We start from the raw sequence: 22009 nt of genomic DNA, 5'->3' as shown, positions 1-22009 counted from the left end.
TGTCATGAAAAAGACGAAAATTGTTTGTACCATCGGCCCAAAAACCGAATCCGAAGAGATGCTGAGCAAAATGCTGGATGCCGGCATGAACGTTATGCGTCTGAACTTCTCCCACGGTGATTACGCAGAACACGGCCAGCGTATCCAGAACTTGCGCAACGTGATGAGCAAGACCGGCAAAAAAGCCGCTATTCTGCTGGATACCAAAGGTCCTGAAATCCGCACCATCAAGCTGGAAGGCGGCAACGACGTCTCTCTGAAAGCGGGCCAGACCTTCACCTTCACCACCGACAAATCCGTCGTCGGTAACAGCGAAATCGTTGCAGTGACCTATGAAGGCTTCACCAGCGACCTGTCCGTAGGCAACACCGTGCTGGTAGACGATGGTCTGATCGGCATGGAAGTGACCGCGATCGAAGGTAATAAAGTTATCTGTAAAGTGCTGAACAACGGCGACCTGGGCGAAAACAAAGGCGTTAACCTGCCTGGCGTTTCCATCGCACTGCCAGCACTGGCTGAAAAAGACAAGCAGGACCTGATCTTCGGCTGCGAGCAAGGCGTTGATTTCGTGGCAGCCTCCTTCATCCGTAAGCGTTCCGACGTGGTGGAAATCCGTGAGCACCTGAAGGCCCACGGCGGCGAGAAGATCCAGATCATCTCCAAAATTGAAAACCAGGAAGGCCTGAACAACTTCGACGAAATCCTCGAAGCGTCTGACGGCATCATGGTTGCACGTGGTGACCTGGGCGTTGAAATCCCGGTTGAAGAAGTAATCTTCGCGCAGAAGATGATGATCGAGAAATGCGTTCGCGCGCGTAAGGTGGTTATCACCGCGACGCAGATGCTGGACTCCATGATCAAAAACCCACGCCCTACCCGCGCAGAAGCAGGCGACGTGGCGAACGCCATCCTCGACGGTACCGATGCGGTTATGCTGTCCGGCGAATCCGCTAAAGGTAAGTACCCGCTGGAAGCCGTTAGCATCATGGCAACCATCTGTGAGCGTACTGACCGCGTGATGACCAGCCGTCTGGACTTCAACAACGACAGCCGCAAGCTGCGTATCACCGAAGCCGTGTGCCGTGGTGCAGTTGAAACCGCAGAAAAACTGGACGCGCCGCTGATCGTGGTTGCGACCCAGGGCGGTAAATCAGCTCGCGCCGTGCGTAAATACTTCCCGGATGCCACCATCCTGGCGCTGACCACTAACGAGACTACCGCGCGTCAGCTGGTGCTGAGCAAAGGCGTTGTGGCTCATCTGGTCAAAGAGATCGCCTCTACTGACGATTTCTACATTCAGGGTAAAGCGCTGGCGCTGGAAAGCGGCCTGGCTCAGAAAGGTGACGTTGTCGTGATGGTTTCCGGCGCGCTGGTACCAAGCGGAACAACCAATACTGCATCTGTTCACGTACTGTAATAATTCCTGAACGAATTAATTTTGCGAAAAGCGCCCTGTGGGCGCTTTTTTTATTTCCGGTAATAGCCAATTTCATTCAAAAAGCAAATCGGGTTTTTCTATTTAATTGCGATTTATCTAAGATGAATCCGATGAAAAATGCCTTTTTTAACATAGCTTTTTGTTCAAAAACGCCGAATACGATGCTTCTTTGAGCGAACGATCAAAAATAGGCGTATTCCCATCAAAAAAATATTCTCAACCTAAAAAACTTTGTGTAATACTTGTAACGCTACATGGAGATTAACTCAATCTAGAGGGTATTAATAATGAATCGTACTAAACTGGTACTGGGCGCGGTAATCCTGGGTTCTACTCTGCTGGCAGGTTGCTCCAGCAACGCTAAAATCGATCAGCTGTCTTCTGACGTTCAGACTCTGAACGCTAAAGTTGACCAGCTGAGCAACGACGTGAACGCAATGCGTTCCGACGTTCAGGCTGCTAAAGACGACGCAGCTCGCGCTAACCAGCGTCTGGACAACCAGGCTACTAAATACCGTAAGTAATAGTACCTGTTAATAAAATGGCGCACATTGTGCGCCATTTTTTTTATCTCATTCCGCTGACATTTACTGCGTGACCTTTTCCCCTTCGTTTTCTGCAATAGCGTCCGATATACGACTGTTTTGCACCGACTGCACGCTCGTGCTGGCCGATGCGCCGCTCTGCGCATTCACCGCCACGGGAATACCCGCCCGGCGAGACAGGGCTTTATCGATAAGCGCTTTATCGCTCCCGGATTGCGAAACAAACGACGCAAACGCCGCCGAGTGCGTAATTGGCGAGGTTTGAGGATTTTCTCCCTCCTCCTGCGCCAGCGGCCTGTGCACTTCGATATAGCGCCTACCGTCCGGCTCGACGGCATATTTCACCGGCTCATTGATAATCTGCACGCGCGTACCAACGCGCACCTGCGCAAACAGCGCCTGAATGTCCGGGGCGTTCATCCGCATGCAGCCGGAGCTCACGCGCAGCCCAACGCTGTCCGGCGCGCTGGTCCCGTGGATAAGATATTCCCCATTTCCCACGCCTAAACGCAGCGCGAAGCGCCCTAGCGGGTTATTCGGCCCCGCTGGCACCACAGGAGGCAGCTTAATCCCCTGCGCCAGAGAACGCGCCCTGATGCCCGCCGTTGGTGTCCAGGTCGGGTTGGGGATCTTCTGGCTGACGCGCGTCGTCGTCACCGGCGTTTCAAGCCCCAGCTGTCCAATGCCCAGCGGATAAACCTGAACGATATTCTCGCCCGGCGGGAAATAATAGAGCCGCAGCTCCGCCAGGTTGACGACGATGCCTTCGCGCGGGGTATCGGGCAGCAGCATCTGCGAAGGAATGACGATCGCTGTACCGGGCGCGGGATTAACCGGCGCAATGGTGTTATTGGCTTCGAGAATAAGCTGCGCGGCCGTATTAAACCGGCGAGCGATCGTTTGCAGCTTATTGTCCCCCTCCTGCACCGTATAGGTTTGGTTTTGACCAATTAGCCGGCTGCCCGCAGGGGGCAAAGGATAATCCACCGCCCAGGCCGAATGAAGGGCGTTGAGCGAACCAAGGAGTAATAGAGTTATAAGAGACGCGCGCTTCATGCTGAGATTCCTTATTCACTGACAGGACGCCAGAAAGCTGAAAAACCAGCGAGGCAGGAACCACCTCGCGGAACAGAATGAATGCTGTCTTTTAAGTCTAGCTAAGGATTGCGGCTTTGGCGCGAATGGCGCGAATCATTGCTTCGAGCCCCTGCGATCGGGACGGCGTAAGATGCTGGGTCAGCGCCATTTTTTCAAACCACGGCCGCACGTCGAACGCGACGATGTCCTGCGCCGACATCTGATGGTAAAGGATGAACACAACGGCGATAAGGCCTTTGACAATCGCGGCGTCGCTGTCGCCGCGCAGTTCAATGGTCCCGTCGTCAGATTGCTTCATCACAATCCACACCTGGCTCTGACAGCCCTGAATAATGTTCTCCGGGCTGTGCGCTTCAGCGCCGAGCGGCGGTAAACGCTGCCCCAGCTCGATGATGTAGAGGTACTTCTCTTCCCAGTTTGCGCAACGCCCAAAGTTGCGCAGCAGTTTTTCTTTGTCCGGCAGCTCTGCCATCTCTTGCTCTCCCTTAGCCCAGCAGCTGGTGAATGCGCTTCAGCCCTGCCACCAGCCTGTCGACCTCTTCCGTCGTGTTGTACATCACCAGCGACGCGCGGCACATTGCCGGCACCTGGTAAAACGCCATCAGCGGCATCGCGCAGTGGTGCCCGGTGCGCACGGCGACGCCGTAGTTATCAAGGAAACTGCCAACGTCATAGGCGTGATGTTTCCCCAGATTGAAGGCAATGACGCCCTGGCGATCCTGCGGGCCGTAGAGGGTCAGATCCGGCACGCTGGCCAGCGCCTGCAGCGCGTAACGCATCAGCTGCTGTTCGTACGCCTGAATGGCGTCAAGGCCAATCGCGGAGACGTAAGACAGCGCCGCGCCGAGCCCGATAATGCCGCCGGTGTTTGGCGTACCGGCCTCAAAGCGCCACGGCGCGCGCGCGTAGGTGGTGCCCTCGGTCAGGCTGACGGTGGCAATCATCGAGCCGCCCCCTTCCCACGGCGGCATGGCCTGGAGAATATCTTCCTTCACGTAGAGCACGCCGATGCCGGTCGGCCCGTAGAGCTTATGCCCGGAGAAGAGGTAAAAATCACAGTCCAGCGCCTGAACGTCCACCGCGTGGTGCATCACCGACTGCGCGCCGTCAATCAGCACCTTCGCGCCCGCCCGGTGTGCTTTATCGATAATCTCCGCCACCGGGTTTTCGGTGCCCAGCACGTTAGAGACCTGCGTCACGGCAACCAGCCGCGTACGCTCGTCCAGCAGGGCATCAAGCTGCTCAAGCTGCAGCGTGCCGTCCTGATTCAGCGGGATCGCTCGCAGCTGCGCGCCGGTGCGTTCGCAGAGCATCTGCCACGGAACGATGTTCGCGTGGTGCTCCATCTGGGTGATGATGATGTTATCGCCCGCGCGGACCTGCGCGCTGCCCCAGCTGTTGGCCACCAGGTTGATGCCCTCCGTGGTGCCGCGCACGAAAACCAGCTCCTCCGGCGAGCGCGCGTTGAGGAAAGCCGCCGCCTGGGTGCGCACGTTCTCCATGCGCCGGGTCGCCTCGGCGCTCAGGGTGTGAATGCCCCGGTGCACCGCGGCATAGCCGTGGCGATAAAACTCCGCTTCCGCCTCTATCACCTGATTCGGCTTCTGCGCGCTGGCCGCGCTGTCGAGATACGCCAGCGGCAGGCCGTTTACCTCACGGGCCAGAACCGGAAAATCTGCCCGGACTTTCTCTACCGGAAAACTCATGCATCGCCTCCAGGCAGACGCTGGCCAATGCGCGCCAGCACCTGCTGTTTCAACTCGCCGTCCCGCAGCGCTTCCGTCAGCTCGGCCGCAAAGGCGTAGATAATCATCTTCTGCGCCGACCGCCTGTCAATACCGCGCGAACGCAGGTAGAACATCTGTTCGTCGTCAATACGCCCAACCGTTGCGCCGTGGCTGCACTTCACGTCATCGGCGTAGATTTCCAGCTGCGGTTTAGTATCCACTTCCGCCAGGCGCCCCAGCAGCAGGTTGTTGTTGGTCATCTGCCCGTCGGTTTTAACGGCGTGCTGTGCCACGTTGATCAGGCCGTTGAACACCGCGCGGCCCCTGTCGCTGACGATGGTTTTATGCAGCTGGCGGCTGTTGCAGTAGCCCCTGTTGTGCTCAAGCCAGGTGCGCGTGTCGCACACTTCCGATTTAACCGGCATCGCCAGGCTGTTGACGCGCAGCGTGGTGTTTTCGCCGTTTAGCCGGGTGCTGGTATTGTGGCGCAGCACCGCGCCGCCGAGCAGGAAGCTGTGGCTATAGGCCGCGGCGTCCTGGCCCAGCACGATGTCGTTGTGGGCGAAGTGGTGGCTCGCCGGGTTTTCAAACGCCAGCTTGATGTGGTGTAGCTGGGCGTTGGCCGCCACGTTCATGGTGAGACGCGAACCGGTAAAGTGGCGGACCTCGTTGAGGCTGACGTAATGCTCAATCACCGTCGCCTCCGCGCCCTCTGCCAGCTCAAGATGGTGGCGATAGTGCGCCGTGTTGATCTCGTCGCCCTCCAGCCCCTGCGTGATGTGCAGCAGCAGCAGCGGCTTCGTCGGGCGCTGGTTGCGCTTCACGCAAATATGCGTGACCGTCTGCGCGAGGCTCTCGGTGAGGTGCAGGAACACCTCGGGCTGAACGGCGGCGGTCAGGCTCTGGCGCTCGTCGTTAATCGCAATTTCGAACCCGCTCTCCCGCGCGTCGTCGCTCAGCTCGGGGGAATAGACGCCGTCGACAAAGACCAGCCGCACCGCGTCCACGTTCAGCGCCAGCGCGTCGCGTTGGGACGGGCCGATCGCTGCCCGCCGGGTGACAAACTCACCGTTCAGCAGGCCGTCCAGCGGCGTGTATTTCCAGTTCTCATGCTTGCGCGTGGGCAGGCCCAGACGCAGCATCTGCTGCAGGTGCTGCTGGGCCTGTTCAGAACGGGCAACGCCCTGCGCTTCAAACAGGCGGTGCCACTGCTGGAGCGCATTACTGCTGTTCGGTAAGCCAGCCATAGCCCTGCTCCTCCAGCTGTTTCACCAGCGTAAAATCACCGGATTTCACAATGCGGCCCTGGTAGAGCACGTGGACGTAGTCCGGCTTGATATAGTCCAGAATACGCTGGTAGTGGGTGACGATAATGAACGAGCGCTTGCCGTCGCGAAGAGAATTTACGCCATCGGCGACAATCTTCAGGGCGTCGATGTCCAGCCCGGAGTCGGTTTCGTCGAGGATGCACAGCTCAGGCTCCAGCACCGCCATCTGCAGAATGTCGTTACGCTTTTTCTCGCCGCCGGAGAAGCCGACGTTCACCGAGCGGGTCAGCAGATCTTCCGGCATCTTCAGCAGCCCGATCTTCTCTTCCATCAGGTCCTGGAAGTCAAAGCGGTCCAGCGCCTCAAGGCCGCGGTATTTGCGCACCGCGTTCAGCGCGGTTTGCAGGAAGAACTGGTTGCTGACGCCGGGAATTTCCACCGGGTACTGGAAGGCCATAAAAATGCCCTCGCCCGCGCGATCTTCCGGCGACATCTCCAGCAGATCTTTACCGTTGAACTCAACCGAACCGCCGGTCACTTCGTAATCTTCCCGTCCCGCCAGGGTCGCTGAAAGCGTGCTTTTCCCGGAGCCGTTTGGTCCCATGATGGCGTGGACTTCGCCCGGCTTGACGTCAAAATTGAGGCCGCGCAGGATCGCTTTATCGTCGACGCCAACCTGTAAATCTTTAATGCTTAACATGTGCTTTCCTTAACCGACGCTGTGTTCAAGACTAATGGCGAGGAGTTTCTGAGCTTCAACGGCAAATTCCAGCGGCAGTTCAGAGAACACGTCCTTACAGAAGCCGTTCACAATCATTGAAATCGCATCTTCTTCGCTGATCCCGCGCTGCAGGCAGTAGAAGAGCTGATCTTCCCCAATCCGCGAGGTGGTGGCCTCGTGCTCGAGCTGGGCCGTGTTATTACGGCACTCGACGTACGGGAAGGTATGCGCCCCGCAGTCCGCGCCAATCAGCATCGAATCGCACTGCGTAAAGTTACGCGCGTTGGTGGCCGTCGGCATGATTTTCACCAGCCCGCGATAGCTGTTCTGGCTGTGCCCGGCGGAGATCCCTTTCGAGATAATCGTGGATTTGGTGTTTTTACCGATGTGGATCATCTTGGTGCCGGTATCCGCCTGCTGATGGCCGCTGGTCAGCGCCACCGAGTAAAACTCGCCGATGGAATTGTCCCCGCGCAGAATACAGCTAGGGTATTTCCAGGTAATGGCCGAGCCGGTTTCCGACTGGGTCCAGGACATCTTGCTGTTTTCGCCCTCGCACAGCGCGCGCTTGGTGACGAAGTTGAGGATGCCGCCGGTATTCCCGTCCCCGGGGAACCAGTTCTGCACCGTGGAGTATTTCACTTCGGCATCTTTATGGATGATGACCTCCACCACCGCCGCGTGCAGCTGATAGCTGTCGCGCACCGGCGCGGAGCACCCTTCGATGTAGCTCACGTAGCTGCCCTCATCGGCGACGAGGATCGTGCGCTCGAACTGGCCCGTTTTTTCCGCGTTGATGCGGAAATAGGTGGAAAGCTCCATCGGGCAGCGCACGCCTTTCGGCACGTAAATAAACGTCCCGTCAGAAGCCACAGCCGCGTTGAGCGCCGCGAAGAAGTTGTCGTTGCTCGGCACCACGGTGCCGATGTACTTTTTCACCAGCTCGGGGTGATCGTGGATCGCCTCGCCGAACGAGCAGAAAATGATCCCCTGCTCCGCCAGCTTTTCTCGATAGGTCGTCGCCACCGACACGGAGTCAAAAATGGCGTCTACCGCGACTTCTTTGCCTTCACGTACCGGAACGCCCAGCTGGTTGAAAGCCTCTTCAACCTCTTTGCTCAGGAAGCTGTTTTCGGCACCCGTTTGCTGGACCGCGCCGGGCTGCGAGGCGCAGGTATCGTCACAGCTGCCGCAGGACGGCGCGGAGTAATAGCTATAGTCCTGATAGTTGAGCTTATCGTAGTGCGCTTTTAGCCAGTGGGGCTCTTCCATTTCCAGCCAGGCGCGAAACGCGCTCAGGCGAAACTCGAGCATCCACTCCGGCTCGTTGCGCTTGGCCGAAATCGCGCGGACGACGTCCTCGTTAATGCCCTTCGCCAGCTCGTCGGTTTGCACCTGTGTGAAAAAACCCTCTTTATAGTTGAGGTGTCCGCCGCTCCAGGTGTTTACATCGTCAGTTGCTTCAGTCTGTCGAGACATAGTACCGCCTATACCCCAAAGCTTTCGCCGCAGCCGCATTCGTTCTGGGCTTTCGGGTTATGAAATTTGAAAAGCTGATTTAAGCCTTCGCGCACGTAATCGACTTCGGTTCCGTCAATGAAGGGCATCGCCTGCAGCGCCACGTACAGCTTTGCGCCGTCGGTTTCGAAGACTAAATCGTCTTTTTCAGGCTCGGTGACCGTATCAAGAACATAGCCAAAGCCCGCGCAGCCAGTTTGCTTAACGCCCAGGCGCACGCCGAGGATCTCCGGCTTCTTCGCCACCAGCTCGTGTATATGTGCCGCTGCCGCTGGCGTGAGCGTAAGGCCACGCCAGGCAAAGTCGGCAGGGTTAAAGGTTTCTGAATGCAATTCCATAGTTCCACCTCATGTCGAGAGCCACAGGGGCATAACACCATGTTAGTGATAACGATTATCACTTCAACCCCCTGACAGCAGGGGCTTTGTGCTTAACCGCCCTTTTTGGCACCTTTTACTAAGCATAGACCCTGTACGGAGATAAGGCTGGGATGGAATTATTTGTTCAATACATTGATAGATAATGCATTTTATTTACAGAAAGAGACGGTAATGGTGAAAGACAAAATATGCATCGAAAATGCCTATTTTTGAAATAGATGATTGATGGCAGCGAACGTTAACGTCACGAAATGAGGGAATGAGAGGAAAAAATACAAAAGGCCCTTTCGGACCCCGTTACAGTGCTGGATGAAACGCTATAGCAAAACCCTGTTCCCGCCAGTGGTCGAGCTGTTCCTGCTGGCGAGGCGTCATCGGTTTTCCCGTCCAGACGAAGATTTTTTGCCCGGGGAAGAGCTCCGGACGCGGTGAATCAATAGGGTCTGCCAGCACGTCGATGTGCCAGCCTTTTTGCGCAAGACGGGCGGCTTCAAGCCAGAGATGCGTACGATCGTCGCACTCCCAGCCGATGAGCAGGGCGTCTTTTCCGGCTTTTTTACGTGATTCCGTCAGGCTTGCAATGGCAAACTCAATCAGCACACCGTCGAGCAGGCTCGCCATGTGGCGCACCGTGTTCTGGTCCTGATTCATTCGCTGACGAACCGGGGTGATAATGTTATCGATAAGCACATCCATCGCGTGGTCCCGGCGGAATTCGCCGATCTTCGCGCGAAGCTTCGCAGGGTTTGCGTAGCGCAGGACGGTCATCATCTCTTCCTGCAGCGTTGCCCAACTGCCCTGGGTCAACACTTCGCTGTTTCCCAACAGCGCTTTCACTTTTCCGACCGATATGCCGGACTTCATCAGGCGCTTGATCTCTTCAATGCGCAGGATATCCTCATCGTCAAACTGACGATGGCCCCCCTCGCTGCGCTGGGGTTTCAATAACCCGTAGCGACGCTGCCAGGCACGCAGCGTAACGGGGTTGATACCGCATCGTTCGGCGACTTCACCGATACTGTAATAGGCCATTAACTCCCTCACGCTTAACACTTCCATACCCAACCGAACCAACCTTATCAGATTGTACAACGCTTTTGTATAACCAATACCTCACTCAGGGACAAGTGAATGGTGCAAAAAACCATTCACTCGTTAATACATTGTTGTATAAATTTGACGTCACGTACAGCTAAGCCGTCATCAATGTGTACAACCTCATTAAAATCCGAACTTTTTCTCGGGCCAGGCTATAGCCGGAATGCCTCCCAGGCGCGGGCTGGCAAACAGATGGCCCTGAAACTGAGAAATGCCCGCCGACTCCAGCCACATCCACTCTTCGGCTTTCTCCACGCCGACGGCGCAAAACTGAATTTCCAGCGACGCGCAGCACTTGATGATCGCCTGAATAATCGCCTGCCGCGGGCCGCTCTTATGGACGTCCATAATCAAGTCGCGGTTGATCTTGATTCTGTCCGGCTGGAACTGCGCCAGCAGCTGTAGCCCGGCGAACCCCGCACCAAAGTGATCGATGGTCACGCTGATGCCCGCGCTTTTAAGCTGCCTGACGGCGCTGGTAAACTCCTCGAAGCGAGATATGGCTTCGCTTTCGGTAAATTCCACCACGATTTGCTCCGGCACGAAGCCGTTTGCTTCTATCGCCGTGAGCAGGAAATCCACGGCGCTGGGGACGTTCACCAGCGTCATCGGCAGCAGGTTGAGAGATAACGTCTGGTCCTGTAGGCCCAGCGCGCTGGCCATCGACAGCGCGACCTGCTTACTTTTCAGATCCCGTTCGTACAGTTCTTCACGCGGTAAGGCATCAAAATAGGCCCCCGGTGATTCACCGCCAGGCGTGCGGATAAGCGCTTCCCATGAGACCACCTCCTGCATAAACGGGTCCACGATGGGCTGGAAGGCGAAGCTACAGTCGGCGCCGGGCGCGACAACCTCCGGCTGCGCGGAAAGCGCCGTTTCTTCGGAAATAAATTCCCACGAATCCGCCGGAGGCAGCTCGAAATAGTTCGCTTTTTCAGTCGCCTCAACGAAGGTGCGGAAAAACTGCAGGGCGCGATCGTTATAGGTCATCTGGTATTTCGTCGTGCCCTTATCCAGCACGCTCTGAAGCACGTCATCCCTGTCGTAATGCCGCAGATCGAAAAGCTCCATGCCGACGTTACCGAAGCGGCGCGACGGACCGTGATCTCGTAACAGCTCAACCACGTTGTGATGGCGCGGATCGCAGCAAATATGCTGATAGATAGCCGTCACACTCTCCGCGGGACCCTCAAGCAGCTGAAAAAAATGCGTGCCGTTGAATAACAAAATCCCTGTGACATTTTCATGTCGATTATGATGATTTGCAGCAGCTACCATGTCTTCGAGTGCTTTCACAGGCACGTCATCGCAGATATGACTGCGGTAAATGATGGTCGTGAGCATGCTATTCCTGGGGTTAGGTGTGGACGATAAAACGTGTGGGTTACATTCTGTTATAGCATATTAATTGCCTAACAAATAATTTACATCTCAATGATTTATCGTCATTTCAGCCCCTTCATTATCCTTTGTACAACTCTCTCCTGCAGCTGAAGCTTGTACAATATATCCCAACCTTGACCGATAAAAAACAGCATGCATAACGTGTTGTATAAAAACGCCTTTATAAGAAAATATGACAATTTATTAAAAAATTGTACATTTTAAATGTACAGATTTGAAAAAAGTGTATACCTTAAATGTAACGTTACTGATTACGGACCTTAACAGGAGCGAAACATGTACCAGAACGGTTATGCCGGAGATTCCGCCGCAGCGATTGCGCAGTATTTCGAAAAGGCAGCGCTTCCAACCCAGCAGGAAACGCTGGGCCAGGTGGTAGTAGAAATTCTGAGCGACGGGCGAAATCTCAACCGAAAATCGCTCTGTACGAAATTGTTAAGCCGCCTCGAAAAGGCCTCCAGTCCGGAAGAGGAACAGCATTACCACATGCTGCTTGGCCTGCTCTTCGAACGATAAAAACGCCGTTATGAAAAGCAGTGACGTAGACAAGCTGATTGACTCGCTTATCGGAGAAGCCGTTCTTTCGCTACTGAAAGAGCGCGGGCCGCTCACGACAGGCACGTTAATCGAGCGTCTATGGAGCATGAAGACGCATGAAAAAGATCCCGGGCGGCGGGAAGCCATAGCGCGCGTTATCGCCGACGTAGGCGAAAACCGTGCCGCGTTTAAACATCGCCGCACCGCACAGGGAAGGACTCACGGAGAGGGATCTCTTCGGATAACGGAAGACAATGTAGTGCCCTTATTTGGTAAAGGAAAACCGTCCGATCCAAAGAAAATACATTGACTACAACCTAACAGCTACGGTGAGAATAAATGAGACAGAATATTCAGATTCAACCCGAATACACATCGGCATTTCATGAAAGCCCTTTGTCGGAGTATTTCCGTCACGCAGGCGATCGTTTTGCTGAAGAGTCCGCTATTTTCTCTACGGCAGTACGCTGTATCCAGGCCTCTGAAGGACATATCACCAATAAGGCCATTATTCTGTGGCTGATCCAGACGCTTGAAGGCACGCACGACGTTGTTCAGGCCGATGTTATCCGCAAAACGCTTGAGATTGTTGTGGGCTACACCATGGACGATCTTTAACCCGGCTGTACTCCCCTTCCTGACGTGTCATCGTCACTTATGACGAACCTGTTGACGATGACACGCCTTTGCTCGCAATAACCTCCTGATAATCAAGATGCTACGATGTGGCACGGATCCTGCTTTAGCCGGGTACGGGACTGGAATGCTCCAGTTAAACATCGCTTCATTTATTAACAGGTCTGTTATTGATGAAAAAAATCGCCACCGTCTGCCCCTACTGCGGCGCAGGCTGCAAGCTCAATCTTGTCGTTGAAAATAACCGTATCATCCGCGCCGAAGCGGCAGACGGCGTCACCAACCAGGGCACGCTTTGCCTGAAAGGATTTTACGGCTGGGACTTCTTAAACGACACTCGCCTGCTTACCCCTCGCCTGACGCAGCCGATGATCCGCTATCGTAAGGGCGACGCCTTTACGCCAGTCACCTGGGAAGAGGCCATTCGCTATACCGCCCACAGGCTGAGCGGCATTAGGTCGGAGTTCGGCCCCCGCGCCATCATGACCACCGGCTCTTCACGCGGAACAGGGAACGAAACCAACTACGTGATGCAAAAATTTGCCCGCGCGGTGCTGCACACTAACAACGTCGACTGCTGCGCGCGCGTCTGCCACGGGCCTTCGGTTGCCGGGCTGCAGGAGACGCTCGGCAACGGCGCAATGAGCAACGCCATTAGCGACATTGAAAACTCGAAATGCCTGCTGGTCTTTGGCTACAACTGCGCGGATTCACACCCCATCGTTGCCAGGCGCGTGCTGAAAGCGCGTGAGAATGGCGCAAAAATTATCGTCTGCGATCCGCGGCGCATTGAAACGGCCCGCATCGCCGACCAGCACCTTCAGCTGAAAAACGGCAGCAATATGGCTCTGGTCAACTCCTTTGGCTATGTGCTGCTGGAAGAGGAGCTGTACGACAAAAACTACGTGGCGCGCTTTACGCAGGGGCTGGATGCCTACCGAAAAACCGTCGAGAACTACCCGCCGGAGCGCGTGGAGCACCTGACGGGCGTACCGGCCCAGGAGATACGCCAGGCCATGCGCACCTTTGCCGCCGCCCCGTCGGCAACCGTCATGTGGGGGATGGGCGTCACCCAGTTTGGTCAGGCCGTCGACGTGGTGAAAGGGCTTTCCAGCCTGGCGCTGCTCACCGGCAACCTGGGCCGTCCGGCGGTCGGCGTTGGCCCGGTGCGCGGGCAGAACAACGTTCAGGGGGCCTGCGACATGGGCGTCCTGCCCAACATGTTCCCCGGCTATCAGGCGGTGACCGACCCCGCCGTCAGGCAGAAATTTGCCGATGCCTGGGGTATTGATACCGACAAGATGGACGCTAGCGTTGGTACCCGCATCACCGAAGTCCCGCACCTTGCCCTTGAAGGCAAAATCAAGGCCTATTACATCATGGGGGAAGACCCGCTTCAGACCGAAGCGGATTTAGGCCTGGTTCGCCGCGGCTTCGACGCGCTCGATTTTGTGGTGGTTCAGGACATCTTTATGACCAAAACGGCCGAGGTGGCGGACGTGCTGCTTCCCGCCACCTCCTGGGGTGAGCACGGCGGCGTATTCACCTGCGCCGACCGCGGCTTCCAGCGCTTCGGTAAAGCCATCGACGCCCGCGGCAACGTCAAGCGCGACTGGGACATTATCAGCCTGCTCGCCACTGAAATGGGCTATCCGATGCGCTACGACTCCGAACGGCAAATCTGGGATGAAATGCGCGAGCTGTGCCCGCTGTTCTACGGCGTGACCTACGAGAAAATGGGCGAAATGGGCCACGTCCAGTGGCCATGCCCTACCCTCGATCATCCCGGTACGCCCTATCTGTACAAAGACAACCGCTTCGATACCGCAAGCGGCAAGGGGCAGCTTTTTGCCGCCGAGTGGCGCGCGCCTGCGGAAGTCCCGGACGCGGACTATCCGCTGGTGCTCTGCACGGTGCGCGAGGTCGGGCACTACTCCTGCCGCTCGATGACCGGCAACTGCGCGGCGCTGCAAAGCCTGGCCGACGAGCCGGGACGGGTGCAGCTAAACCCTGTCGATGCGGACAACCTCGGCATTACCGACGGCGAGCTGGTGTGGGTCCGTTCGCGCAGGGGGAAAGTCATTACCCGCGCCAGCGTCAGCGAGCGCATCAACGTCGGGGCGGTCTACATGACCTATCAGTGGTGGATTGGCGCCTGCAACGAGCTGACGCAGGATAATCTCGACCCGGTATCCAAAACGCCGGAAACGAAATACTGCGCGGTACGGCTCGAGGCGATTGACGATCAGCGCTGGGCGGAGGATTTTGCCGCCGCGGCCTATCAGAATATGAAGACGCGCCTGCTTGACGCGGCAAACGTCTGATAAAAAAGAGGCTCGCGCTGCGGGCCTCTTCGCGTTTTAGCCAATCAGCAGCAGGCAGGTAAGATCGTCACCGCCGTTGATTTTATCGATCGCAAAATCCATTCGCGCGTCGATGGTCTGGTTGTGCAGGGTCTTTTCCGAGAAGCTGGCAATGGTTTTCATCACCGTCTGCTGTTCAAGCTCGTCGTGCATGGATTTAACGCTCAGGAACGTTTTTAAATAGAAGAAATCGAGGACGATGCGGTAGAACTGCCGCATGATGGTTGCCGTCTCTATGCCGGGGAAATAGCCGCTATACAGTTTGTAGAGCAGATAGTTGCGCAGCACGTGCGGTTCTGAAATACAGGAATCCTCACACAGCGTCTGCCACTGCTGGTTAATGCCGACGAACTTCTCATCAATCTCCTCCGGGGAGGCCAGGCTGCTCACATCCAGATACCGCGCGATTTGCCGGTGCCCTTCCAGAACGAAGCCATCCCGGGCCGAATCGCGGGCCACGTTGGTGCCCAGAATAGATAAGGCGAGGTATTTCATCGTGCTTGAGCGCGCAACGCTATTTGCATCCAGCAGCGATTTTCCGCTCTGCAATTCCCGAAGCAGCCCCTCATAAAATTGCTCAACCTGCTCGTACTGGCCGTGCAGGTCAAAGCTAACGTGCTGCAGCATCAGGATGAGCTGCGCCAGCGCCATCAGGTTTTCTTCTATGCCCTTTGAAGGCGACTGAATCAGGTTCCAGGCCATAAGATGGATCACCTGATTAGCCTGCGGTACAGACTGACGCTGGCCGATAAGGTTGGTTTTATACACCGCCAGCAGCTCATCCTGCTCCTGCAGCAGCATCGCCTCAGGGTCAAACAGCACGCGCCGCACCACTTCCGGACAGGAAAGCGTCATATTTTTTCGCGTTTCGTCCTGATAGCGTGACGATAATCGCGGGTAGGTCGCGCAGGTCGGCGATAGCGCTGCTTCGCCTAAATCCCGGTGCACCATGCACAGCATATTCTCATCGATAAAAGGACAATTACCCTTTTCGTCCAGCCTGATTCTGGAATAATTACTTTTGCCTTTACGCTGAAGGATTAGGTTATCTTTTGCGATTGCTGCTATTTCCGGATGTGCGGAAAAGACATACTTCTGATGGGTTTTCTTATCAATACTGATTGTCCAGCCGCGGCAGCAGGAAATTAAGCATTCCGAGCCAACGCACTGAAACTTACTCACGAAAATCGGTGTTGTGGTTTTATGAATTTGCATCGTTGAAGAGTCACGTATAAAAATCAAAAATTAACACGGCCCTCGCGTTTACTTATAGGCGTATAACCAGACACTCCGTTTCGCTATTCATGGAATCAGGCTGTGAGCGCTGAAGCCGCTGCGCTTTTCCGCCATTCGATGTAAAAATAACGTCAACTCGTAGTCGCTGCGCAGCCTGTATTTCTCCATGACCGCATACTTATGGGAAAATACTGTTTTAACGGCGATTCCCAACCGCTGCGCGGTGTCGGCGATCGACAGCCCCTGATGAAGCTCCTGCATCACCCTGACCTGCTGAGGCGTAAGCCCTCTGTATTGACAGTCGGCGCAGGAGGACGGACGACGATAAGCGTCGTGCAGCAGGCGTCTTGCCCATGCCTTTTCCAGCGTCAACCGCATCTGCATCAGCGGTGCGCGGCGCGCTATAAAAAGCATATCCTCAAAGCAGGAAGGCAGCGCGTCCCATTCAGGGCACGCGTCAACGAGGCCGATTGCAACCCCCTTTCGGCCTGCCAAAGAGGGCGTAAATCAGGTGAAGCATTCGCCGGGCGCGAGGGAAAGCACCAGCATATCCGCCAGCAGAATGCCCGCAGGCGAGGAATGCACATCAATGCGAATTTCTGGCCTGTCCTTTTGCGCAAAGAAGTCGGCCAACAGGTACGTAAGTCCCTGTCTAAACAGCACGTCAGGTTCGTTAATGACGATGTTGAGCATATTTTCTTCCTGAATCTCTTCGCACGACGCTCAGTTGTATTGCAGGGTTAGCATCACCACCGCGCTAATCGAACCCGCCGTGGCGCCTCCCGCCGCTGACGAGACCATCGCTTTCATCGGCATCGTCACCGTTCGGTCTGCAGACACAGAGTGGGACACGGCTGAACCTGTTCCCTTACGCTCACCGCTTGCCGCGTCGATCATCGCAATCGCCACGTTGCGGGCGGTTCCGCCGTTGGCGTAATAGTCGTTGCCCGCGGCGGGATCGGGCGTGCCGGTAAAGGCTACCGTCACGCTGCGGGTTCCCACCGGGCACTGGCTAAACGACAGGCTAAAGAGGACCGGTGCGGACGTTGAGCCCGGCGTCGCCAGGTTCGCGGCCTGGATATCGCCAAGATCAACGTTCACAGCTGAACTGCCGCCGTTAAAGAGGCAGGGAGAAGCCACGATATTCCCCGTTACGCTAACGTTCACGCCGTCCGCACACATCGCGCTCGCGCTCATCAGTGCCGCCATCGCGGTCAAAATAATCCGGTACTTCATCGCGTCTCCGGCTACTGGTAGGTCAGATTTAACGTTGCGGACGCGTTGGCAGAACCCGGCTCCACCGACGCGCGGGTCTGGTAATAGCGCGCCGTCAACGGAAAGGATTCCTGCCCGCCAGCGGCGGGCTTTAGCGCGAGCCGCGCGTTCATCGCCAGCGGCGTACCGTTATATAACAGCTGGACCCCCACGCCCTTTGCGACGCCGTCCGCGCCTTGTCCGGTCAGGGCCAGCACGCTGCCGTTAGCGATATCCGGGTTTTGAATGCCGCTCAGCGTGACGTTCACGTTTGCACCCGCATCGCAGTTCAGCCCGAGATCCTGCGTATTCTGCGCACCGGCAGGCGTAGTGCCGACCGCTGAGCCGAACGTAGAGGCCGAAATATCGCCTATCGGAAACGTCAGGCCAGGCGTCGTTATCGTGCAGGCCACCACGTTGACGACGCCGTCGGTTATCCGGGTCGTCAGGGCATCGCGAAAAATGCCGTCGCTGCCCTGAAGCGTCACCACGCCCACTACGCCGGGCGTAAGCGCCCCGGAGGTAACCGGTCCGGTGACCACCAGCTCAATTTTTCCCCCCCACCATTCAACGTAAGAGGTTTGCGGGCTGTAGGAGAACGTATAGGCCGGGTTTTCAAAATAATTACCGGATGAAAAACGAATTCCTATCCCGGCGATGTTGGTGCTGTAGACGTGATTGCCGTACGCGCTCGGCGTCGCGCTGAGGTAGCGCATGCTAAAGCCGAGCGTCAAAGGGCTTGTGCAATCGGTCATGTACGATTTCGTTGACGTCGCCGCGCGCGAAAAAATAACCGTGCCGACGGGCACGTCCCGCTGGACCGTCAGGGTCCCGACGGACAGCGTGGACTCCTGAGGCAAAATCGTGCTGCAGGTTCCGGCGCGCGCGGAATGCCACCCCGACGCGACGCACAGCAGGACGCTCAAAAATAGTGTTTTCATACTGAATGCCTTAAACGCAATTGACGTTAATTTCTGCTATATCCGCAAGAAGAGATCGCTCTGGCAGGGCGTACGGCGCGCGGCACTGCTGCCCCGCCTTCTCCCCCCACGTCACGAACAACGTGCCCTGTGCCTCAAGGCCGGCGAGATACACCTGGCCGTTGTCGCCAACGATGCCGCTATTCCCCTCCCCCTTTATCTGCGCGGCGATGGCGCCAAAAGGCACAAACTGGCCGCGGTGAATAATGCTCATCAGCGCCCGATGTCCGACTTTTGCCAGATACTCGGCCTTCACCACGGCGCCGCGCGTCGGTATCACCGTCCGGGTCGTCACCTCCAGCTCTACGTCGCCCGGCATCGTTTCCGGCGCGAGCGAGAGTTCGTTTTTCCGGTAGTTCGACAGATTGCTGACGGTCGTATAGCCTCGATAATCCGTTCTGACGCCGGGCTGGTTGCGAATATCGACGTCGCGCGCGCCGGGTGCTTTCACCAGCGCGTTGGTCTCTCCCAGCGGCTGCGAAAAGGTCACGCCATCCTCGTGAAGCAGAACGCCGCCCTGCAGGCCGTAGTTCAGACGCTGGCCATTTTTGTCGTAGCCGTAGCCCGCCGAGGCATCGCCGTAAGTGCCCTTATAATCGCCGCCGAGATTCCCCGTCGCGCCCGCGCCGCGCGTGCCGTAGCCCTGCTGTGCGTTCCAGCTGAACGCCCTGTTCTCCAGCGCCACGCCGTTTAAGCCAACGCTGTGCGTCGCGCCGTTATGCCTGCTGGCGCTCAGGCCGTAGCTGGCCCACGCCTGCGGTAAGAACGTATCCAGCGGCACGCTGAGGTTAAAAGCCAGCAGCCGATCGCTGTCGCCCTGCGGCTGTTGCCCTTGCGCACCCGCGCTGGCGCGCTGGCTGTAGGTCCAGGACAGTCCGTAGCTCATGCCGCGCCAGGCGTTGTTATAGCCGAGGCTGTACGATGCCGTAGACCCGGCGGAACCCCAGTAATCTTCCCGCGCCGCGCTGAGCATCAGCGCGCCTGACGCCTCCCCCAGGGGCTGGCCGATCGACACTTCCACGCGGTTTTTGCGCGCCGCCTGCGGGGCGCTGCCGTCGCCGTACGCATCCAGAACCTCCTGCATGCTGTAATAGCCGCGGGAAGAAAAGCGATAGCCCGCAACGGTCAGCTGCGTTCCGCTCGCCGCCTCGGTTTTGCTAAAGCGAACGCGCCAGGACTGGCCGCCAGATTTTCCGCCGTCGGGTAGTGCCGACCAGCCCTGGGTGACGTCTGCCGAGAGCGCGCCAGCCTCGCCCATGTTTTTGCCGAGGCCGAGCGCGAGCGCCCGATAGTGCCCCGACGACTGCGCGCCGCCGTAGGCGGTTACGCCCTGCGGAAGGCCGTAGATCCCCGTGGCCTGCGCGAACGGCGTCCTCTCAACGCTGCTGTTCCACGACCGATACTGCCCGCCCGTGAAGGCATATTTCCCGCGGCCTTCCCGCTGAAGCACCGGCAGCGAAGCGTACGGCAGCGTGAAGCGCTGCTCGCTGCCGTCGGCTTCGAGAACGGTAACGTCCAGATCCCCCGCGCCTCCGGTGGCATAAAGATCCGTAATTTCAAACGCGCCCGGGGCGACAAACGTCTGGTAGATCTGATAGCCGTTTTGCCGCACGGTAACCTGGGCATTGGTGCGGGCGATTCCGCGCACGACGGGCGCGTAGCCTTTTTGCGAATCGGGCAGCATGTCATCATCGGAGGCCAGCTGCACGCCGCGAAACGGCACGCTGTCAAAAACGTCCGAGGGGGCGGCGCTGTCCCCGAGCGTGAGCTGAGCCCGCAGCGGAATGACGGCACGCTGGGCATAGCTGTAGATCGTATTCCATGCGCTCTGGCCGCCGTCATCGCGCGTCCAGGTTGAGTAATGGCGCAGCCGCCATGGCCCCACGTTGATGCCGGGACGCAGGTTGGCGTACTGGCTTTGGCTGCCGGCGCTCTCTCCGCCTTTTGCCCAGCCTGTAGCCCCGTTCAGGCTATAGTTCAGCATCGCTGCCGTAATCCCCTCGTCCCAACGATCCGCCGAGACCTCTCCCTGGGCAGGCAGCGCAACCGCGGCCTGGGGAATGCTTAAGACCAGCCGCTGCGCGCCAAACTGAAAATCGGCGCGCGCGTCAGGGATGGCCTGGAGGCTGGCGCAGGCCCCATTGCCCTTCACCATTTCCGGAAACAGCGCGGTTTTAACGCCCCACGCGTTAAGCTGCCCCAGGCTCAGGCACGGCTGGAGCCGATCGTCGCTGGCCTGAATAAATTCAACCTCACGGGTTTCCACCAGCCGATCGTTAAGAATGATGTCAACGCGGTATGTTCCCGGCGCCTGAGAGCCCGACTCAAAGGCGGATAAATCGGCCTTGCCCATCCCCGGATTGTCCAGCTCGACCAGCTCGGCGTTAAACGTTTCGCGCCCCCAGGCGGCAGGAACGGCGGCCAGCGCAAGGGCGATATAGATCGCCCGTCGCGAGGGCTGCCGCGTATCATTTTTCGTTACCATCTTTCTCAACCTGACCGGTGGCCTTCGATCCCTGCGGCCTGGGGCTACAGGCGGGCCTGATGCGCCGGTCCGGGGCTACCGTAATCGTTAATGACCTTGAAAATAATCTGCCCGCTGCTGCTGCCCGGCGGCAGCGCGAACGTCGCCACCGCGCCGGGCAGAACCCAGGAGACATCGTCCAGCCTAATTCCGGCGACGCTGATTTCGTTAAAATTCACCACGTACTGCGACGGGTTCGTCACCTGAAGGCGATCGCCGCTGCGCGACCAGACCAGCCTGTCTGCCTGCTCTTCGGGCGTCGAGGCGCTCAGGCTTGAGGGACGATAAATAAGCTTGATCCGCGTTTTAACGGCAATTTGTAATGTATTCACCTGCGCCGTCGCCGACGGTATCGATTTAATATTCAGCCAGAACAGGCTTTCTTTATTTTGCGGCAGGGTTCCCGTCAGCAAAATTCGCTCGATATTTTTCTGCCCGGCGTCGAGCCGGTACAGCGGTGGCGTGACGATAAAGGGCGCTTTATTCCCCTTCCCCTCCGGCAGATCGACCCATGACTGGATTAAATACGGCGTTTTATCGGCGTTATTTACGTCGATCGTTGCCTCTTTATTCGCGCCGGCAAAAATAACCCGCGTACCGCCAATAATCACCCCGGCATCAGCAACCGACACCGACGTGATGAAAGCCGCAGCCGCCAACAGGATTTTATTACCTGGATTCATTATTCCTCTCTAAAAATAGGTAACGTCAGGCCCCCGTTGAAACACGTGCGGCACCAATCGTTACGTTTAGTTATACACAACTGAAAAATTCGCTACGGAATTAGCCGGTCCCGCCGTCACCGATAGCGCCGTTGAAATATACTGCGCGTAAAAGTTGAGGGTATTATCCGCCGTGCTGCTCAGCGAATAGGCGTAGCTATTGCTGCCCTGCAAAGGCAAATCGACCTTATCGGCGGTCATCAGGTTTATGGCAACGCCCGTTGCGGCCCCCTGAACGGAGGAGTCAATGGCAAGCAGGTTCGCGTTGCTGGCATCCGGCGTGCCGTCAAACCGCACTTTGGCCGTGCTTACCGCGACCGGGCAGTTTTTCAGCACAATGGCGAACTGCGTGGCGGCGGTTCTGGAACCGGCTGCGGTAAAATCGTTTTTATAGTAATCCCCTAGCACCACCACCTGATTCTGAGAAGCCACCGCGACGTCGCACGCGGAGTCCAGAATATTCCCGGAAAAATTAACGGTTCCTGCGGCACCCATTGCCGCGGACGTCGTGAGTGCCAGTCCGGCTGCGGCAATAACTTTATTTATCATCATTTTTTAAC

General features: G+C 57.2%; 23 protein-coding genes. 6 read left to right on the top strand and 17 right to left on the bottom strand.

Annotated features, from left to right (window positions below; genetic code table 11):
* The first annotated feature begins 4 nt into the window (after positions 1–4).
* Both pykF and lpp read left to right on the top strand, forming a co-directional pair.
* Positions 5–1417, top strand: coding sequence for a pyruvate kinase PykF (gene pykF / locus V1599_RS11840; protein WP_112009497.1), 1413 nt, complete (start codon positions 5–7; stop codon positions 1415–1417).
* Between the two features lie 308 nt (positions 1418–1725).
* Positions 1726–1962, top strand: coding sequence for a murein lipoprotein Lpp (lpp, locus tag V1599_RS11835; RefSeq protein WP_001082307.1), 237 nt, complete (start codon positions 1726–1728; stop codon positions 1960–1962).
* 63 nt (positions 1963–2025) lie between these two features.
* Here the strand turns inward: lpp and V1599_RS11830 are convergent, their stop codons facing one another.
* From V1599_RS11830 to V1599_RS11790, 9 genes are all read right to left on the bottom strand, one after another.
* Positions 2026–3039, bottom strand: coding sequence for a L,D-transpeptidase family protein (locus V1599_RS11830; protein WP_112009496.1), 1014 nt, complete (start codon positions 3037–3039; stop codon positions 2026–2028).
* Positions 3040–3136: 97 nt separating this feature from the next.
* Positions 3137–3553, bottom strand: coding sequence for a cysteine desulfuration protein SufE (sufE, locus tag V1599_RS11825; RefSeq protein ID WP_112009495.1), 417 nt, complete (start codon positions 3551–3553; stop codon positions 3137–3139).
* A 13-nt stretch (positions 3554–3566) separates the two neighbouring features.
* On the bottom strand, positions 3567–4787 hold the full coding sequence (gene sufS, locus V1599_RS11820; protein ID WP_395300086.1) for a cysteine desulfurase SufS: 1221 nt from the start codon (positions 4785–4787) through the stop codon (positions 3567–3569).
* Positions 4784–6055 (bottom strand): Fe-S cluster assembly protein SufD, encoded by a 1272-nt coding sequence (gene sufD, locus V1599_RS11815; RefSeq protein ID WP_395300085.1) that lies wholly within the window; start codon positions 6053–6055, stop codon positions 4784–4786. The genes sufS and sufD overlap by 4 nt, the downstream gene beginning before the upstream one ends.
* Positions 6030–6776, bottom strand: a complete 747-nt coding sequence (gene sufC / locus V1599_RS11810) for a Fe-S cluster assembly ATPase SufC (RefSeq protein WP_297117641.1) — start codon at positions 6774–6776, stop codon at positions 6030–6032. Before sufC ends, sufD begins: the two co-directional genes overlap by 26 nt.
* Positions 6777–6785: 9 nt before the next feature.
* Entirely contained in the window at positions 6786–8276 is a 1491-nt protein-coding gene (sufB, locus tag V1599_RS11805; protein WP_395300084.1) for a Fe-S cluster assembly protein SufB, read from the bottom strand.
* An 8-nt stretch (positions 8277–8284) separates the two neighbouring features.
* Positions 8285–8653, bottom strand: a complete 369-nt coding sequence (sufA, locus tag V1599_RS11800; protein WP_008500631.1) for a Fe-S cluster assembly scaffold SufA — start codon at positions 8651–8653, stop codon at positions 8285–8287.
* Between the two features lie 339 nt (positions 8654–8992).
* A complete protein-coding gene (locus V1599_RS11795) occupies positions 8993–9727 on the bottom strand; it encodes a MerR family transcriptional regulator (protein ID WP_112009490.1) in 735 nt (244 codons plus the stop codon).
* A 189-nt stretch (positions 9728–9916) separates the two neighbouring features.
* Positions 9917–11137, bottom strand: a complete 1221-nt coding sequence (locus V1599_RS11790; RefSeq protein ID WP_395300083.1) for a diguanylate phosphodiesterase — start codon at positions 11135–11137, stop codon at positions 9917–9919.
* Between the two features lie 336 nt (positions 11138–11473).
* Here V1599_RS11790 and ycgZ point away from each other — a divergent pair, with 336 nt between their 5' ends.
* The 4 genes from ycgZ (at position 11474) to fdhF (ending at position 14694) form a co-directional block, all read left to right on the top strand.
* Positions 11474–11713: a regulatory protein YcgZ gene (gene ycgZ, locus V1599_RS11785; protein ID WP_112009488.1), complete on the top strand. Its 240-nt coding sequence runs from the start codon at positions 11474–11476 to the stop codon at positions 11711–11713.
* A gap of 10 nt (positions 11714–11723) precedes the next feature.
* Positions 11724–12044, top strand: a complete 321-nt coding sequence (locus tag V1599_RS11780; RefSeq protein ID WP_112009487.1) for a hypothetical protein — start codon at positions 11724–11726, stop codon at positions 12042–12044.
* Between the two features lie 29 nt (positions 12045–12073).
* On the top strand, positions 12074–12352 hold the full coding sequence (locus V1599_RS11775) for a biofilm development regulator YmgB/AriR family protein (protein ID WP_395300082.1): 279 nt from the start codon (positions 12074–12076) through the stop codon (positions 12350–12352).
* A 191-nt stretch (positions 12353–12543) separates the two neighbouring features.
* Entirely contained in the window at positions 12544–14694 is a 2151-nt protein-coding gene (gene fdhF, locus V1599_RS11770) for a formate dehydrogenase subunit alpha (protein WP_395300081.1), read from the top strand.
* A 36-nt stretch (positions 14695–14730) separates the two neighbouring features.
* Here fdhF and fliB read toward each other — a convergent pair whose 3' ends face one another.
* From fliB to V1599_RS11730, 8 genes are all read right to left on the bottom strand, one after another.
* Complete coding sequence (gene fliB, locus V1599_RS11765; protein ID WP_395300080.1) at positions 14731–15948, bottom strand: flagellin lysine-N-methylase; 1218 nt, start codon at positions 15946–15948, stop codon at positions 14731–14733.
* Between the two features lie 87 nt (positions 15949–16035).
* On the bottom strand, positions 16036–16383 hold the full coding sequence (locus V1599_RS11760; protein WP_395300079.1) for a response regulator transcription factor: 348 nt from the start codon (positions 16381–16383) through the stop codon (positions 16036–16038).
* 93 nt (positions 16384–16476) lie between these two features.
* Positions 16477–16662, bottom strand: coding sequence for a hypothetical protein (locus tag V1599_RS11755; RefSeq protein WP_395300078.1), 186 nt, complete (start codon positions 16660–16662; stop codon positions 16477–16479).
* 30 nt (positions 16663–16692) lie between these two features.
* The gene (locus V1599_RS11750; RefSeq protein WP_395300077.1) at positions 16693–17205 is read right to left on the bottom strand and encodes a fimbrial protein; all 513 of its coding nucleotides are present in this window, start codon (positions 17203–17205) and stop codon (positions 16693–16695) included.
* An 11-nt stretch (positions 17206–17216) separates the two neighbouring features.
* The gene (locus V1599_RS11745) at positions 17217–18164 is read right to left on the bottom strand and encodes a fimbrial protein (protein ID WP_297117669.1); all 948 of its coding nucleotides are present in this window, start codon (positions 18162–18164) and stop codon (positions 17217–17219) included.
* Positions 18165–18174: 10 nt separating this feature from the next.
* On the bottom strand, positions 18175–20688 hold the full coding sequence (locus tag V1599_RS11740; protein WP_395300076.1) for a fimbria/pilus outer membrane usher protein: 2514 nt from the start codon (positions 20686–20688) through the stop codon (positions 18175–18177).
* A gap of 44 nt (positions 20689–20732) precedes the next feature.
* Complete coding sequence (locus V1599_RS11735; protein WP_395300075.1) at positions 20733–21410, bottom strand: molecular chaperone; 678 nt, start codon at positions 21408–21410, stop codon at positions 20733–20735.
* A gap of 66 nt (positions 21411–21476) precedes the next feature.
* Positions 21477–21998, bottom strand: a complete 522-nt coding sequence (locus V1599_RS11730; protein WP_112009612.1) for a fimbrial protein — start codon at positions 21996–21998, stop codon at positions 21477–21479.
* Positions 21999–22009 lie beyond the last annotated feature (11 nt).

The organism is Enterobacter sp. ECC-175 (assembly GCF_043968675.1).
GTDB lineage: Bacteria > Pseudomonadota > Gammaproteobacteria > Enterobacterales > Enterobacteriaceae > Enterobacter.
The sequence above is the reverse complement of the archived record's forward strand: the minus strand, read 5'-3'. Positions and strand labels throughout refer to the sequence as shown.

Bases quoted from the DNA above. Each gene is read 5' to 3' on its own strand.
- pykF (WP_112009497.1), top strand. From the start codon at position 5: ATGAAAAAGACGAAAATTGTTTGTACCATCGGCCCAAAAACCGAATCC.
- lpp (WP_001082307.1), top strand. From the start codon at position 1,726: ATGAATCGTACTAAACTGGTACTGGGCGCGGTAATCCTGGGTTCTACT.
- V1599_RS11830 (WP_112009496.1), bottom strand. From the start codon at position 3,039: ATGAAGCGCGCGTCTCTTATAACTCTATTACTCCTTGGTTCGCTCAAC.
- sufE (WP_112009495.1), bottom strand. From the start codon at position 3,553: ATGGCAGAGCTGCCGGACAAAGAAAAACTGCTGCGCAACTTTGGGCGT.
- sufS (WP_395300086.1), bottom strand. From the start codon at position 4,787: ATGAGTTTTCCGGTAGAGAAAGTCCGGGCAGATTTTCCGGTTCTGGCC.
- sufD (WP_395300085.1), bottom strand. From the start codon at position 6,055: ATGGCTGGCTTACCGAACAGCAGTAATGCGCTCCAGCAGTGGCACCGC.
- sufC (WP_297117641.1), bottom strand. From the start codon at position 6,776: ATGTTAAGCATTAAAGATTTACAGGTTGGCGTCGACGATAAAGCGATC.
- sufB (WP_395300084.1), bottom strand. From the start codon at position 8,276: ATGTCTCGACAGACTGAAGCAACTGACGATGTAAACACCTGGAGCGGC.
- sufA (WP_008500631.1), bottom strand. From the start codon at position 8,653: ATGGAATTGCATTCAGAAACCTTTAACCCTGCCGACTTTGCCTGGCGT.
- V1599_RS11795 (WP_112009490.1), bottom strand. From the start codon at position 9,727: ATGGCCTATTACAGTATCGGTGAAGTCGCCGAACGATGCGGTATCAAC.
- V1599_RS11790 (WP_395300083.1), bottom strand. From the start codon at position 11,137: ATGCTCACGACCATCATTTACCGCAGTCATATCTGCGATGACGTGCCT.
- ycgZ (WP_112009488.1), top strand. From the start codon at position 11,474: ATGTACCAGAACGGTTATGCCGGAGATTCCGCCGCAGCGATTGCGCAG.
- V1599_RS11780 (WP_112009487.1), top strand. From the start codon at position 11,724: ATGAAAAGCAGTGACGTAGACAAGCTGATTGACTCGCTTATCGGAGAA.
- V1599_RS11775 (WP_395300082.1), top strand. From the start codon at position 12,074: ATGAGACAGAATATTCAGATTCAACCCGAATACACATCGGCATTTCAT.
- fdhF (WP_395300081.1), top strand. From the start codon at position 12,544: ATGAAAAAAATCGCCACCGTCTGCCCCTACTGCGGCGCAGGCTGCAAG.
- fliB (WP_395300080.1), bottom strand. From the start codon at position 15,948: ATGCAAATTCATAAAACCACAACACCGATTTTCGTGAGTAAGTTTCAG.
- V1599_RS11760 (WP_395300079.1), bottom strand. From the start codon at position 16,383: ATGCTTTTTATAGCGCGCCGCGCACCGCTGATGCAGATGCGGTTGACG.
- V1599_RS11755 (WP_395300078.1), bottom strand. From the start codon at position 16,662: ATGCTCAACATCGTCATTAACGAACCTGACGTGCTGTTTAGACAGGGA.
- V1599_RS11750 (WP_395300077.1), bottom strand. From the start codon at position 17,205: ATGAAGTACCGGATTATTTTGACCGCGATGGCGGCACTGATGAGCGCG.
- V1599_RS11745 (WP_297117669.1), bottom strand. From the start codon at position 18,164: ATGAAAACACTATTTTTGAGCGTCCTGCTGTGCGTCGCGTCGGGGTGG.
- V1599_RS11740 (WP_395300076.1), bottom strand. From the start codon at position 20,688: ATGGTAACGAAAAATGATACGCGGCAGCCCTCGCGACGGGCGATCTAT.
- V1599_RS11735 (WP_395300075.1), bottom strand. From the start codon at position 21,410: ATGAATCCAGGTAATAAAATCCTGTTGGCGGCTGCGGCTTTCATCACG.
- V1599_RS11730 (WP_112009612.1), bottom strand. From the start codon at position 21,998: ATGATAAATAAAGTTATTGCCGCAGCCGGACTGGCACTCACGACGTCC.